Below are 14,501 nucleotides of genomic sequence, written 5' to 3' on the forward strand. Positions count from 1 at the left end.
TGGGCAGGATCTGACTGGCAGTGCCCACCCTACACTACTCAAGATTTTTCATAAATGATTTAGGATTCCTATAGTACCCTTTAGTTGTGTGTCAGGCAAAATCTCGACAAATCGATGTCTACAGCTTCCACTCCTAGATGTGTTGCTATGCTCCAAAATCCTGCCATTCGTACTCCTGTTGCTATCAGTCTTGGCGCAATTGCTGGCGCACTCTCCCGCTATTACCTCGGTTTGTGGTTCAATCAGCTTTTCGGTACAGGGTTTCCCTACAGTACGCTCATTATTAATGTAAGTGGTTGTTTTGTCATGGGTTTTTTTACGACACTGTCACTGGGACGATTCATTACGATTCATCCTGAAGTCCGACTGCTAGTAACTACAGGATTTTTAGGAGCTTATACTACCTTCTCAACTTATGAATTAGATACAGCTAACCTACTTCAACAACGCAGGTTAGAAATTGGTTTCTTCTACTGGTTAGGCAGTGCCGTATTAGCAATCCTATGCCTCCAACTAGGAAATAGTTTGGCTGAATTTATCCGTATTAAACAAGAATGATAGCTGATCAGAATAACTGAAAATAATCAATCTTTATTTGATAAGTAGATAGGTATAAATAAACATAAATAGATTAATAAATGTAAAAATACCTCAAACTCTTACCAATGGCTAATGACGGTTCTAACAAGTTAACTTTATTTGTACGACCTACTGAAAGGCGATCGCCTCAGAGTTCTGATTCAAAAAACATCATAATATCTTGGCTAAGAATATTCCCAATTCTATACTAATAAACCCTAATATCGGGCTACCACACCAATAAAGTATTGCAGCTTGGTAGTTTTTCGTCCGTAACAAATTTGAGGTATCTAGGGCATAAGTGGAAAATGTAGTGTAAGAACCTAAAAACCCCACTGCAACTAACAGATTTAGCTGAGGAAAAATTGCTAGCTTTGATGTGAAGGTAATAAAAAAGCCCATCAAAAAAGCGCCAGTAATATTGATGAAAAAAGTTCCATAAGGAAACGCCGTCCCTAACCAACGCGCAAAAAAGATAGTAAGGTAATAACGACTCAGGGCACCTGGAACTGCTCCCAAACTGATTGCGATGAGAGCGTAAGTTGCAGAGTTCATAGAAGTCAGTAAGTGCGAAAGGATTTGTTAGTTCAGCCATGTTTTAGCTGAATGCCTAATGGATATTCTACAAATACGACCAAATAATCACAATTCTGTCAATACCTACAAGTCGCGATTGCCCAAGGGGCAGTGGCAAAGCCAATCGCGCAGAGCGTCCCCTGAGTCCTTCAGACACGCTACGCGTTCGCGGAGCGTGCGCTTAGCGCTCAACGTCTCCGAAGGAGATACGCGATCGCACTGATGACGGTTTTTTATTTCATCGGTGCAAAGTTGACTTGATAGACTATCAGAGAATAGTGGGAGCGCGAGAACCCCTACTCTTCAGAGAGCGACGGGATGCGCGACTCGAAGGGCTTTAGCCCTGTGTTTCTCTACTTTCCACGTTGATTTTCAATATACTTTTTAACTACCTCAGTACTGACCTGACCTGTTGACGCTACAAAATAGGTCGGTGTCCACAAAGCAGGTAGTTTTTTTAATTCTGGGAATTCCTTTCTCAAGTGGTGAGTTGCTTTCTAGTAGTCTAATTTCTCGACAAACCTCGACAAAGCCTGACAAATACCCCTGATAGTACAAGGCAGTCTTTTAAGAAAATTTACATGAACATTCATAGAATTTGTACAAATTCTGCGAAAATCGAGGTGATATCAACTCTTATCTAATTCTGTTAACTTGGTTTTATTAACTTCGATAAAAACAAAGCTGAAATTGACCTGGGAACAAAAAGTTCTGATGTCAAAACATGCTGGCATATCTCGGTTTACTTATAACTGGGGTCTAGCAACATGGAATGCTTTATATAACGAAGGTTATAAGCCAAATCACCTGATGTTAAAGAAGTTCTTTAACAATGAAGTTAAGCCTGTTATTCCTTGGATCAAGGAAAAAGGTATATGTCAAAAAATAACCGAATTTGCATTTGAAAACTTAGGAAAAGCATTTCAAAGATTTTTTGACAAAAAGGCTAGTTATCCAAGATTCAAGAAAAAAGGCAGGCATAATAGTTTTACGATAAATTCTGGCGGTAAGCCGATGGCAGCTTTGTGGTACTTCTTTGAAACTACCAACCATAGGTAGGGTGTCAACTTATGAAGGTTTGCCCCATACAACTACCAAATCGTTTACCCTTTCTCAAAAAGCAGGTGATTGGTACATTTCTTTTTCTTATGAAATCGAATCTGAAATTACCGAAAAACAACATGACTATGTGGGAGTTGACTTAGGGATAAAAACTCTAGCTACCTTATCAACAGGAGTTGTGTTTGTTAATCCTAAAGCTTTGAAACAAGCCCAGTCCAAACTAAATAGACTACAACGTCAACTTCAACATAAAGTTAAAGGTTCAAATCGTCGAAATCGACAAAAACTAAGAATTGCCAAAGCTCATCGACGAGTCACTAATATTCGTCTGGATGCAACTCATAAAGCAACAAGTTTTATCTGCAAAAACCACGCAGTTGTTGCGATTGAGGATTTCAATTCCTCGGGGATGATGCACAATCATAAACTTGCTGCTGCGGTTGGTGATGCCAATTTTTATGAGTTTAGCCGTCAGATTGAATACAAAGCGACTAGATATGGTTCAAAAGTCGTACTAGTTGACCGTTGGTATCCATCAACTCAGCTTTGTTCAAACTGTGGGTTTAAGCAACCAATGAAATTATCTGACCGCGTTTATTCTTGTCAAGAATGCGGTTATACTACTGACCGTGATTTGAACGCGGCTCGTAATTTAAGAAAATATGCGCGGATGGCTTCGCCGTGCCTGGACGTTGAGGGTTAATTGCGCCGTCGCTCCCCATTGAAACGTCAATCAAAACTGATGTCAGTATTTGTCTAGGTTTTGAATAGCAGATGCTCTCCCCTTGACCCACATAGCAATTTTGGATGGAGCTTCGTCTGTTGGAGCATTGATGAACATATGTACATGGTCTGGTTGAATCTCCAAGGCAATCAACCGCCAGTTATGCTCTTGTACCAATTCAAATATGATTTCCTGTAACCTTTTCGCTACATTGCTGACTAGTACTGGTTTTCGGCGTTTTGGGACAAACACAAAATGGTAGTTGATTGATGAAACGGAATTTTCGGTACGCCTGTACTCATGAGCCAGCGCTGCAGGAGGGTCTCCCGACCTAGGCGACTGGCGGTGGTCTTCTTTAGAAAGTTTTGCCATTACCTGAATATTGTTGACGGTAAGTGTAGTAGCAATTAGAATCAACAACAAAAGGTGATGACAAATTGTACAGAACACAAGATCCCCGACTTCGTAAAAGTTGTCGGGGATCTGATTCCTAGGACATGTCAAAATTAATCAGATAAACTACTAGTTTTCTGCGGCTTTGTGGAGGAAAGAGACTAAGAGTTGACTTTTGTTCCCTGTTCTACTTATCTACGTTATGGGTATTATAAACGTATTCAGCATTTCCAATTAGAACAAGGGGCGACCATTACTGAAAATGTTCACTCTGCGCGATTACCAACAGGATTTAATTTCAAAAACTTTCGCCGCTTGGTCTTCTGGAATGAGAAAGGTATTGCTGCAACTAAGCACGGGTGGTGGCAAAACTATTATCTTTGCGGCAGTAGCATCTGAATTGACTTGCAGGGGTGAGGGCGTGTTGGTAGTTGCTCACCGCGAAGAATTGATTCTCCAAGCTGCAGATAAAATGGCTGTAACGACAGGGGTGCAACCAGGAATCATTAAAGCAGGGTACAAACCAACTGATTCCCTAATTCAGGTTGCCAGCATCCAGACTTTAGCACGTCGTAAAACCTACCCAAAAGCGGAATTAGTGATTGTTGACGAAGCCCATCATGCATCAGCTGCTAGTTACCGCAAATTATTAGATGCTTATCCAAAGGCGTTAATTTTGGGAGTGACAGCGACACCAAGGCGTGAAGATGGTTACGGACTGCGAGATGTCTTCGACCATCTTGTTTGCTCAATTTCCACTCTTGAATTAATAACCCTTGGATACCTGACAGACTATAAGTTGATAGCTGGATTTAAGTATTCTAAGCACAAAGTTCCTCAAAAGCGGGATTTCACCAAAAAAGAATTAGAGCAAGTTGCTTCTGACTACAAACCAGAAGAAGTCTTAAAGCAATGGAACAATTTTTGTACTGGTAAGAAAACAATACTTTTTGCGGTCAACGTGATGCACTCCAAAGCGATCGCTGCCAAATTTCGTGCTGCTGGTATCACTTGCGAACATCTTGATGGAGAGACACCGCATGATCAACGTAAAGCAATTTTAGATAGATTTAAGAGCGGCACGACAAAAATTATCAGCAATTGTGCCATCCTTACCGAAGGATTTGATTGCCCAGACTCAGAAGCCGTTGTCATTGCTCGACCCACTACCAGCGTAACACTGTGGTTGCAGATGCTTGGCAGAGTCTTGCGTCCTGCACCGGAGAAAAATTACGCTACCATCCTCGACATGACCGATAATTGGTTTAGGCTTGGTCGTCCGTGTGACAACAGACAATGGAGTCTCGACCCGGTATCCTGCGACCCAGACACACTAGGAGTGCGATGCTGTCCGCACTGTCACCATGTCTTCAAACCAATGCCAGCGCTGATTCGTACCAAAGAATACTTTAATTCTGCAAAAGCAGAGTTTGTGACCCAATATGAAGCGGATTGTCCCAACTGCGGCAAATCTTTTCGGTGGGTATTGGAAGAATCTTCAGCAATCGAAAATGGTGGAGTACCAGTCATTATCTCCACAGAAGGTATTGAATTTAAAGAAGTTCCGCCGGAAGTCCGTCCAGTTTTACTGCTCCCAATTCTTCAAGCCAAAAAGCGCAAGTTTAGGAATGAAGAAAAAAAGTTTTTATTTTATAACGACACTATCAAAAACTTGTTTTTAAATTGCCAAGAACTGACTCTATCAGAGCTAAACTATGCTGTTGAACTACTTGGTTGTACGGAATGGGCATTTGAGTACAGCATAGAATGTTTAGCTTCCCGTGTTCGCAAAGCTAAAGAGTGGGAAGACGTGACAAAAATTATGTCTCGTCGTCCAGATGTTGTCAAGAAAGTTATTTGGACTCAGTTGTCTCGTCCAGAAAGAGACAGGCTTAACCAAATGAAAGCGCACTATGAAAAGGAAATTGAGGAATGGTTGACTGAAGAAAATTTGGCAATAGTAGCAGGTGATCTTGAAGCTTGCTCAGACATTGAAATGATTTCTTCTTTGTGGCAAATCTATAACAAACAAGCTATTAGAGTCGCAGTTGAGCGGCTCTCTGCTGATCAGCGTGACAAAATTAATCAATGGATTGCTCAGTTAGATACAGCTAGTTAAGTAGATTCAGCACAAATAAAATGAGCTCGTGTGCCTCCTAACGGAGGAGCTGCGAAGGGCGCGAGTGCGTCTGGTGACAGGAGAGGCCTGTCACTGATCATTGCTATCTAAAGATTTTTTTAATCACTTTAATTTATAAAATTGAATAAAAATAATATTTGATTTTATCAACCAACGTATTTAAAGTGAAGATTATGCACCTTATTGATAGTTGCAATCAAAGCACAGCCACGGAAGTCAAATGAAAAAACCAAATTTAAAAAAACTCACTCATTGGGTTCTAGCAGCAGTATTTCTAGTACTTATAGCGGGATTTTCTCTGCTTGAGCAACCCAACGCTACTGCTCAATCACTCACACCATCGGTATCTACACAATCCACAGAGACTCCAATCATATCTCCAGCTGCATTGCCAACAGAGTCTGTAACAGCAAACGTTAGACGTTTACTAGAAACCAAAGAATGTGTCGGGTGTAACCTGAGTGGGGCATACTTAAAAGGGGCAAACCTGCAAGCTGCAAACTTGGAAGGTGCGAACTTGCAAGGTGCAGACTTAGAAAAGGCTAACTTACAGTCAACAAATCTGCTAGCAGCAAACCTGCAAGGAGCAGACTTAGGCAAGGCAAACATAACGAGAGCAAACCTGCAAAGAGCAAACCTATTTGATGCAGACTTAGAGAAGGCAAATCTAACAGATGCGAACATAGAAGGAGCAAATCTACAGGGGGCTGATTTGGAAGGAGTAATAAGACCCCAAGGATTAATCACTCAGTAATCAAAAGTGCGTAGCTGTAGCGCTATCGTTCCAAAAAATCTATAGCCTTTTGTTTTTGCATAATAACTTCATTGCCATACTTGGTAATGGAGTTTTGGTTTGTTGGACAATGACCAGAAGACCATGAGACAGCCCATGAGTTGATCTGATACGCAATTGCGTTCAAAGATATCAATTGTTGAACTGACAAGGGGTTGGGTCTGAAATAGACAACAGGACCGCCTTATCCATTCATACCCAAGAAAGATTTCTCTTTGAGGCGGTGGCGAGGCGGTTTTCGTATCACATAGTTACCAAATCTAACTAATCAAACCGCCTCGCCACCAAGGCTGGGCATATTTGTCCATGCTTTATGAACCGGGACAAGGGAGAGAGGCTAGTAGTCCACCAAAGCAACTTTGCCAGGTAATGCCAATAATTTGATAAGCTACTCCAAGATTGCGCGTGGGTGGCATTATGACAAAGAAATACATTGTGGATTTGAGTGAGGTTGAGGAATCTCAACTGCGGTCGCTAATAAAAACAGGTAAGCGTAAGGCGCGAACAATCACCCGCGCCTATATTCTCCTGATGGCAAGTGAAGCTAAAACAGATGAGGCGATCGCCTCAGCGCTTAAAGTCAACGTCTCAACTGTCGAACGCACTCGTCAGAAATTTGTAACTGGAGGTATAGACTTTGCCCTTCAGGATAGGCCGCATCCACCCAAACCTCGCAAACTCGATGGTAAGCAAGAAGCATTTCTGATAGCTACTGCTTGTTCATCTCCTCCAGAGGGGCGTACTCGTTGGACAATGCAGCTTTTGGCAGACGAGTTAGTAGGTATTGGCGTTGTCGATTCGATTTGTGATGAAACAGTTCGCTGCTACTTAAAAAAAACGAAGTAAAACCGTGGTTGAAGGAACAATGGTGCATACCAGAGGTAAATGCTGAGTATGTTTTACGGATGGAAGATTTATTAGATTTATACAATGAGCCTTATGATCCCAAACGCCCAGTAGTCTGTTTTGATGAAACCCCGTATCAACTAGTAGAAGAGGTTAGGCAACCATTGCCTCCTGAACCTGACCAGCCAGAGCGTTATGACTACGAGTATAAACGCAACGGCACTGTTAATTTATTTGCGTATTTTCAACCTTTGGCAGGATGGCGACACATAGAAGTTACACAGCAGCGTACCAAAATAGATTTTGCAAAACAAATGAAAGATTTGGTAGACATTTATTGCCAAGAAGCGGAAGTTATTCGCCTAGTTGTCGATAACCTAAATATCCACAATCCCGCAGCTTTATATGAAGCCTTTAACCCACAAGAAGCCCGGAGAATCATACAAAAACTCGAGTTTCACTATACGCCTAAACACGCGCTTTTGGTTAAACCAGGTGGAGATTGAATTGTCCGTTTTATCTCGTCAATGTTTAGAGACACGGATTGGCGATCGCTCAACTTTGGAGGTAAAAATTGCCGCTTGGGAGAAACAGCGTAATTCTCAACGAGCAAGTGTGAATTGGCGCTTTAAAACCACGGATGCACGCAGAAAGATGGAGCGCTTATACCCGACTGTCTGACCCGGCAAAGTTGCTTTGGTGGACTACTAGCAACAGTTAAGAAAAATCTATCTAATTCTCCTTAAATCTTTTCATCGAAATTCCTTAGGTCTGAAACCCCGTCCTTGTAGGACGGCTTTAAATTTCTTGGTTGACCATTACCGCCTTGGAGCTACTTGAATCGTTGTACTTTTGTAATGTACTTTCAATGGGACAATTACCATCTCAACTCGTTCACCCTGTACGCATAACGGTTTTGCTCCGTGGAGCCTTCCCGAAAGGGAGTAAAGTTAGCTTCGACAATGTTATTGGTCGGTACTATATCGAAGACACTGGCTTAACCCTGTACACCTGTTTAATCTTCGATTTCTAGAGCATGGAACTAGCTATGCCTAACGGCACGCTGCGCGAACGCATCCCAAGGTAGGAACTTAAACGCTTACCAATAACGTAGTACTCAAGGTACTTAGTCTGGTCAACTAATCCTAAAAGTCTGAGGCTGGAAGCCCCTCGCCTTTAGGCAGGGGTGTTGACAATTAAATCTTCAGTAACAAAATATTAACTCATCCCACCCTTAAAAGGAGTGGGATTTCGAGTCCTTAGTCATTAGTCCTTAGTACGTTTTTCACGATTTCTCGTGGATGCATGAATACTAATGACTAATGAAGTGCGGACGGGCGTCAGGCTAGAATCCCCATGCGTTTACGCCGGGGAGAACTTAAATGATCGCGGCGATGCCCAACCCGGCAAGATGCTGCATGAACTGCGCTGCGAATGACGGCTTTCCCTCTGCCCTGATAGTTTTTGCAGCGTTGCCATCTCTATCATTGTGAGTATTGTCACTAGGACAAGTCTATGTATTATGTATGATGTATGGTAATCGCCAAATTCTCTGCTGCTATGTTAATGCGACTAGTACCGCTGCGCGTTCGCCAAAAGGCACGCATTCAAAAGTCACGCATTCAAAAGGCTGATTCTATGGGCTTTTCGCGCTATGAGTGAATGGTGAACCAGCGCCCTTTGGAGGGTTTCCCGCTCTCACGGCGACTGGTGAACCCGAAGGGTAGCTTTATTTCCGCCGTCGTGTACTAGTGCAAGAAGGCAGCTATCCTCAAGGAAATAATAGTGATTCCATCAAGGTTTAGCTGTTTTTTTACTGCCCTTGTTATTTCCGCCCCCGATGACGGGGCTATTAAATAGCCGGAAAAGCTTATTCTATAAAGGATAAAACGATTTATAGTAAGAAAAGATAGGTCATAAAATCTCAATAAGACCTATCAAAATCCTGTGAAACCCAAACCTACAAATAGCCAAAGTCTCATTGCAACTTTCGGTGCGGTTGTATGTTTTCATTGAATCAATTAACCCCTTTGTAGGAGGTAATTAGCCGATTAATTAGTCCGTTTGTAGGAGGTTATCAATAAGCAAATAAATATAATTTGATAAGTAGCCAAACAAACGTAATATACTTTAAACCCGCATTACTGCTACACAAGCAGTAATCATTTTGCAATTCAATATTTATTAATTTGATGAAAGTAAAAGCTTTGGTGTTCTCGGTAGCTTTTGTACTAGCCAGAGAAACTTTTGCACTCACGTATAGTCCAACTAATAGTTGCTCTTTGAATTGAAGATACCCTGATGCGCCATATGAATCCCCGAATTCTTAGACAAATTTTGGTTTTCGTATTCTCCATGACTTTGATCACAGCCTATCATTCAATTCAGGCCCAGGAAAGAAGTATTCCTACTGAAGAAACCTTGGTGGGTGATAATTATGGACAGTTAAGTGACCAGGCACGGTTACGCACTTACTACATTTATACTCCAAAATCCTATAATCCAGACCGTCCTATGCCATTAGTTTTAGTATTTCATGGCGATGATGGTACTGGTCGTTCAATCAGTGATGTTTCTCGCTTTAATGATTTGGCGGAGCAAGAAGGGTTTATTGCCGTTTATCCAGATGGAATTGACCATAGATGGACCCTTAGAGGTAATTCTCAAAAAAAGGTAGATGATGTTTCATTTGTCGCCGCTTTAATCAATCATCTTCAGGAAATTAGAAACATTGACAGCCATAGAATCTATGCCACTGGGTTCTCCAAAGGTGCAATACTTACCCAAGCTCTGGCTTGTAAGCTACCTAATAAAATTGCTGCTTTCGCATCAGTCGCTGGTTCTCTTCCAGTCCGACTTAAACCGAGTTGCCAGCCTGAAACTCCAATATCAATGCTAATGATCAACGGTACAAACGATCAAGCTGTACATTATCAGGGAGATAATAAGAATCAACGAGGAGCGCTGGTTTCTATTCCAGAAACAGTAAACTTTTGGCGTTCACATAATCAATGTACCTCCGAGACTCAAAGACCAGAGCAAGAAAGCTCTAATCAAAGCGATCGCCTCAAAGTCAAAACCTCTCGGTACTCAGGCTGCAATGGTGACTCAGAGGTGTTGCTTGCAGATGTCGTAGGCGGTGGACATTTTTGGCCTGGCGGTGCTTCTAGTGATGAGAGCCTAAATAAGTTGAATGCTAAACTTGGTTTTAATGCAAGTCAGGAAATTTGGAACTTTTTTCAAAGCCATACTCTACCCTAGTTGTTAGCTAATTATCATTAATCCAAAACTATTGAGAATCCTGCTGTGGAAAAAGCCACGCTGTTTCGTGGTTTGAGAACGAACTGTGAAAAGTCAGGTCATCCAACCGTTAAGACACCCATTCGCCGTAGTAGGTGTTTTCCAGAATATAAATATTTGTAAATTTACTACTCATATTTGCTAGATTGACAGACAGGATACATATTTCTGATAAGTTTTTCTGTATTCCAAATAGGGCAAAGGGTAACGCGGAGAATTTGAAATATCCTTGTTGTCCGCTTTGGTAAGGAAACTGAGAATACTTTTTAAAAGTTAACAATGTCACGGTAACTTCACAAACTTAGTATAAAGAATTGACAGCATAAGGGAAATACAATCAACAATAACCATAGCTAAAGCTAGAGTTTCGGTAACTTATGCAGCCAATTCGCACTTTTAATGTCTCCCCTTCACTACCGCAGCGACTTGAGCCGCTACGGAAGTTGGCATATAACTTGCACTGGGATTGGAACGTTGAGACAAAAGATTTATTCCGTCGCTTAGACCCCGACTTGTGGGAATCTAGCCGTCACAACCCAGTTTTGATGCTTGGTACCATTAGCCAAGCGCGTTTGTTGGAAGTTGTGGAAGATGAAGGCTTCCTGGCGCAAATGGATCGATCCGCGCGTCAGTTAGAAGATTATTTGCAAGAGCGTACCTGGTATCAGAAACACCGGACTCAAAAGCAAAAAGAATACTACGCCTATTTCTCGGCTGAGTTTGGGCTTGTAGATTGTTTGCCCATCTATTCTGGAGGTTTAGGAGTTCTGGCTGGGGATCACCTCAAATCTGCCAGCGACTTAGGACTACCTTTGGTTGGTGTGGGCTTACTTTATCAGCAGGGCTATTTTGCTCAATATTTAAACGCCGATGGTTGGCAGCAGGAACGCTACCCAATCAACGACTTTTACAATATGCCTTTGCACCTGGAACGCAATCCTGATGGTTCAGAATTGCGGATTGCGGTAGATTACCCAGGGCGTATTGTGTATGCAAGGGTTTGGCGCGTACAGGTGGGATCGGTGCCGTTGTATATGATGGACACCAACATTGAACCAAATAACGCTTACGACCAGGACATCACAGATCAGCTTTACGGTGGCGATATCGATATGCGTATCCACCAAGAAATCATGCTGGGGATCGGTGGTGTCCGAATGCTAAAAGCGCTAGGGTACAATGTTACTGCCTATCACATGAATGAAGGTCATGCGGCTTTCTCTGCCCTAGAACGTATCCGCATCCTGATTCAGGAAGAAAAGCTGAGTTATACCGAAGCTAGACAAGTCGTCGCTTCTAGTAATATCTTTACCACTCACACGCCAGTACCAGCGGGAATTGACTTGTTCTCCCCAGACAAAGTGTTGCACTACCTGGGACGCTATGCTGAAATTTTTGGCTTGAATAAAGACCAATTTTTGAGCTTGGGGCGCGAAAATACTGGTGATTTGTCTGGACCTTTCAGTATGGCGGTGCTAGCGCTGAAAACGGCAACATTTTCTAACGGTGTAGCACAGTTGCATGGTGTGGTTTCGCGGCAGATGTTTAAGGGTTTGTGGCAGAATGTGCCAGTAGAGGAAGTGCCGATTACCGCAATTACTAACGGCGTTCATGCCCGCTCTTGTGTCTCTAAATCGACTCAGGAGTTGTACGATCGCTATCTTGGACCAAGCTGGTCATCAGCAGCAACCGATAACCCCTTATGGGAACGGATGGACGCCATCCCCGATGAGGAGTTGTGGCGCAATCACGAACGCTGTCGTTTGGACATGGTTTTGTACGTGCGGGAACGTCTGGTGAAGCATTTGCGAGATCGTGGTGCTTCTGCCTCAGAAATTGCCTCTGCACAAGAAGTTCTCGATCCAAATGTTCTCACTATCGGCTTTGCCCGTCGCTTTGCAACCTACAAACGTGCCACTCTGTGGATGCGCGATGTTGAGCGCATCAGGCGGCTTTTGTTAGCTAATAAAGACCGTAAGTTACAATTTGTAATTTCCGGTAAGGCACATCCCAAAGACATTCCTGGTAAAGAACTCATCCGCGATATCAATCACTTTATTGAAGAACAAGGCTTGGAAAAGCAGATAGTGTTTGTTCCTAACTACGACATTCATATAGCCAGATTGATGGTGGCGGGTTGCGATGTCTGGTTAAATAATCCCCGGCGTCCACGCGAAGCCTCCGGTACCAGTGGTATGAAGGCGGCTATGAATGGTTTGCCGAATTTAAGCGTACTAGATGGTTGGTGGGATGAAGCTGATTATGTCCGTACCGGTTGGGCAATCGGACACGGGGAAATGTATGATGACCCCGATTACCAAGATGAAATAGAGGCAAATGCCCTGTACGATATCCTAGAAAAGGAAGTCGTGCCTTTATTTTACGACCGAGATGTCGATGGTTTGCCTCGCCGGTGGATTGACAAAATGAAAGATGCAATCCAGTTAAATTGTCCGTTCTTTAACACGGCGCGGATGGTGCGAGAATATGCAGAGCGGGCTTATTTCCCAGCAAGCGATCGCTACCACACCCTCACTGTCGATAACTACGCCCCAGCTAAAGAATTAGCTCATTGGAAAGAGAACCTCACCGCACACTGGTACGACATCAAAATCAAAGATGTGAACGTATCCTCAGATGCAGATATTAAGGTTAATCAAACCGTCAACGTCAAAGCCAAGATTGACTTGGCAACTTTGACGAACGATGATGTGCAGGTGGAACTTTACCAAGGTGCTATCGATGCCAATGGCGATATTATCAACGGTGTACCTGTGGTGATGGATTACCAAGGCGAAGATAAGGACGCATTGAGTATTTACACGGCTGACGTCGTGTATAATACCTCTGGTTTGCAAGGCTTGTCCTTGCGCGTGGTGCCAAAACACAAACACCTTTCCAGTCCTTATGAGCCAAGGCTGATTGTTTGGGCACAGTAAACAAGTAAAAAGTAAAAAATAAAAAGAAATTCTTTTGGCTTTTAACTTTTTACTTTTGACTTTTTGAGGGGATGACAATGTAGCCAGTGGTGCGATCGCCAAGTACCAGGTTACGTTGTTCACCCCAATACCACCAGTATGCTGCTACATAAGCACAGATGAGGCTATCGAGTTTGTCTTCGACTTCTTTGAGGGCTACGCCTGTGGTGGGTATTTCAGGAAGAAACGAACCGCCAAGACGCCAAGGACACAGAGGAGGATGGAGAGAGGGTAAGATTTCTGTAATGTAATTGTAGAGTTTGATGAGTTCTAAGCGGCGATCGCTGAGGCGTCCTTTTTTATATTTGAGAATTCGTTCTAAACCAAATAAATGAACTATGGCTGGATGGGGAAAGACTTCTATTTGATATCTACCAGGTTTTTGTGGTTCGATGGTTGGTGCATGAGTGAAACCACGCGATTCTAATTCTAAGCCAAATTTTACTGTCCGTTCTGCAAAGGGTAAGCCGAGATTTGCCGGGTAGCATCCAGCGTGATATTTGCCAAAGTATTTGTGGGTAAGTTTGTCGGGTAGGCGACTCCCGGTAGCGTTGGGGATGAGAGTGGGTGCGTCTACGGCGATGATGGCGGGTTCGTGTGATGTCACGCAGGTATCAATCCAGGTGAGGATATCTGCAATCAGTTCCTTGCGGTCTAAGTCTTGTATTTGGAGTTTTCCATCGATTAATTGTAAGTAGCATAAGCCGCTGGGTTGGGATTTCCACCCTAAGTCAATTCCGAGAAATTTCATTGTTGAATTAATAAGATAAGCTATTAAACAAGAGACTATCGTACTTTTGATTAGAAATTATGACTGACACTTCTTTCTTTGATGAGTCTAGAGAACAGTCCTCAATTAAAGCTGAAATAGTTGCTAAATACTTTTGGACTTGGGCAAAGATAATGATCCCACGAACACAAAAAAAACAGCAAAAAATTGCTTATTATATTGATTGATTCTGTGGTCTATGTCGCTACAAAGATGGCTCTAAATCTTGTAATAACTCATACACAAGAAAAGTCATGTCTTACAAAAACTACACTGCCGACATATTAGAGGATGTTTGAAAAGTTTTTAGAGGTTAAAAATTATGCTAATCGCTGAACCAT

11 protein-coding genes and 3 pseudogenes are annotated in these 14,501 nt (G+C 42.6%); 10 read left to right on the forward strand and 4 right to left on the reverse strand.

Annotated features, from left to right (window positions below):
• Window positions 1-147: 147 nt before the first annotated feature.
• On the forward strand, window positions 148-558 hold the full coding sequence (gene crcB / locus AACT52_RS02090; RefSeq protein ID WP_073635900.1) for a fluoride efflux transporter CrcB: 411 nt from the start codon (window positions 148-150) through the stop codon (window positions 556-558).
• A gap of 192 nt (window positions 559-750) precedes the next feature.
• Here crcB (AACT52_RS02090) and crcB (AACT52_RS02095) read toward each other — a convergent pair whose 3' ends face one another.
• The gene (crcB, locus tag AACT52_RS02095; RefSeq protein WP_073635890.1) at window positions 751-1,134 is read right to left on the reverse strand and encodes a fluoride efflux transporter CrcB; all 384 of its coding nucleotides are present in this window, start codon (window positions 1,132-1,134) and stop codon (window positions 751-753) included.
• 374 nt (window positions 1,135-1,508) lie between these two features.
• Window positions 1,509-1,640, reverse strand: a pseudogene (locus AACT52_RS02100) (IS200/IS605 family transposase); the annotation flags it as partial.
• 205 nt (window positions 1,641-1,845) lie between these two features.
• Here AACT52_RS02100 and AACT52_RS02105 point away from each other — a divergent pair.
• Together AACT52_RS02105 and AACT52_RS02110 are read left to right on the forward strand one after the other, a co-directional pair.
• Window positions 1,846-2,214 carry a helix-turn-helix domain-containing protein gene (locus tag AACT52_RS02105; protein ID WP_233154200.1) on the forward strand — a complete coding sequence of 123 codons (369 nt, stop codon included), beginning with the start codon at window positions 1,846-1,848 and terminating at the stop codon, window positions 2,212-2,214.
• 1 nt (window position 2,215) lies between these two features.
• Window positions 2,216-2,920 carry an RNA-guided endonuclease InsQ/TnpB family protein gene (locus tag AACT52_RS02110; protein ID WP_233154201.1) on the forward strand — a complete coding sequence of 235 codons (705 nt, stop codon included), beginning with the start codon at window positions 2,216-2,218 and terminating at the stop codon, window positions 2,918-2,920.
• A 63-nt stretch (window positions 2,921-2,983) separates the two neighbouring features.
• Here AACT52_RS02110 and tnpA read toward each other — a convergent pair.
• Window positions 2,984-3,313: pseudogene (gene tnpA, locus AACT52_RS02115) on the reverse strand (IS200/IS605 family transposase); the annotation flags it as partial.
• A 283-nt stretch (window positions 3,314-3,596) separates the two neighbouring features.
• Here tnpA and AACT52_RS02120 point away from each other — a divergent pair.
• The 6 genes and pseudogenes from AACT52_RS02120 (at window position 3,597) to glgP (ending at window position 13,352) form a co-directional block, all read left to right on the forward strand.
• Window positions 3,597-5,453, forward strand: a complete 1,857-nt coding sequence (locus tag AACT52_RS02120) for a DEAD/DEAH box helicase (RefSeq protein ID WP_073635892.1) — start codon at window positions 3,597-3,599, stop codon at window positions 5,451-5,453.
• A gap of 241 nt (window positions 5,454-5,694) precedes the next feature.
• Window positions 5,695-6,228: a pentapeptide repeat-containing protein gene (locus tag AACT52_RS02125; RefSeq protein WP_073635893.1), complete on the forward strand. Its 534-nt coding sequence runs from the start codon at window positions 5,695-5,697 to the stop codon at window positions 6,226-6,228.
• Between the two features lie 456 nt (window positions 6,229-6,684).
• Window positions 6,685-7,794: pseudogene (locus AACT52_RS02130) on the forward strand (IS630 family transposase).
• An 852-nt stretch (window positions 7,795-8,646) separates the two neighbouring features.
• Window positions 8,647-8,775, forward strand: a complete 129-nt coding sequence (locus tag AACT52_RS41145; protein WP_272937144.1) for a hypothetical protein — start codon at window positions 8,647-8,649, stop codon at window positions 8,773-8,775.
• 693 nt (window positions 8,776-9,468) lie between these two features.
• On the forward strand, window positions 9,469-10,374 hold the full coding sequence (locus AACT52_RS02135; RefSeq protein WP_073635896.1) for an extracellular catalytic domain type 1 short-chain-length polyhydroxyalkanoate depolymerase: 906 nt from the start codon (window positions 9,469-9,471) through the stop codon (window positions 10,372-10,374).
• A 416-nt stretch (window positions 10,375-10,790) separates the two neighbouring features.
• Window positions 10,791-13,352: an alpha-glucan family phosphorylase gene (gene glgP / locus AACT52_RS02140; RefSeq protein ID WP_073635897.1), complete on the forward strand. Its 2,562-nt coding sequence runs from the start codon at window positions 10,791-10,793 to the stop codon at window positions 13,350-13,352.
• 49 nt (window positions 13,353-13,401) lie between these two features.
• Here the strand turns inward: glgP and AACT52_RS02145 are convergent, their stop codons facing one another.
• Window positions 13,402-14,142, reverse strand: coding sequence for a DUF429 domain-containing protein (locus AACT52_RS02145; RefSeq protein WP_073635898.1), 741 nt, complete (start codon window positions 14,140-14,142; stop codon window positions 13,402-13,404).
• Window positions 14,143-14,201: 59 nt separating this feature from the next.
• Here AACT52_RS02145 and AACT52_RS02150 point away from each other — a divergent pair, with 59 nt between their 5' ends.
• Complete coding sequence (locus AACT52_RS02150; protein WP_158054977.1) at window positions 14,202-14,348, forward strand: hypothetical protein; 147 nt, start codon at window positions 14,202-14,204, stop codon at window positions 14,346-14,348.
• Window positions 14,349-14,501 lie beyond the last annotated feature (153 nt).

This window comes from Scytonema sp. HK-05 (genome assembly GCF_963872035.1).
Lineage (GTDB): Bacteria > Cyanobacteriota > Cyanobacteriia > Cyanobacteriales > Nostocaceae > Kalymmatonema.

Coding starts and splice junctions, on each gene's coding strand:
- AACT52_RS02150 (WP_158054977.1), top strand. CDS start 14,202: ATGACTGACACTTCTTTCTTTGATGAGTCTAGAGAACAGTCCTCAATT.
- AACT52_RS02145 (WP_073635898.1), bottom strand. CDS start 14,142: ATGAAATTTCTCGGAATTGACTTAGGGTGGAAATCCCAACCCAGCGGC.
- AACT52_RS02135 (WP_073635896.1), top strand. CDS start 9,469: ATGACTTTGATCACAGCCTATCATTCAATTCAGGCCCAGGAAAGAAGT.
- AACT52_RS02120 (WP_073635892.1), top strand. CDS start 3,597: ATGTTCACTCTGCGCGATTACCAACAGGATTTAATTTCAAAAACTTTC.
- AACT52_RS02125 (WP_073635893.1), top strand. CDS start 5,695: ATGAAAAAACCAAATTTAAAAAAACTCACTCATTGGGTTCTAGCAGCA.
- AACT52_RS41145 (WP_272937144.1), top strand. CDS start 8,647: ATGGTAATCGCCAAATTCTCTGCTGCTATGTTAATGCGACTAGTACCG.
- glgP (WP_073635897.1), top strand. CDS start 10,791: ATGCAGCCAATTCGCACTTTTAATGTCTCCCCTTCACTACCGCAGCGA.
- crcB (WP_073635890.1), bottom strand. CDS start 1,134: ATGAACTCTGCAACTTACGCTCTCATCGCAATCAGTTTGGGAGCAGTT.
- crcB (WP_073635900.1), top strand. CDS start 148: ATGCTCCAAAATCCTGCCATTCGTACTCCTGTTGCTATCAGTCTTGGC.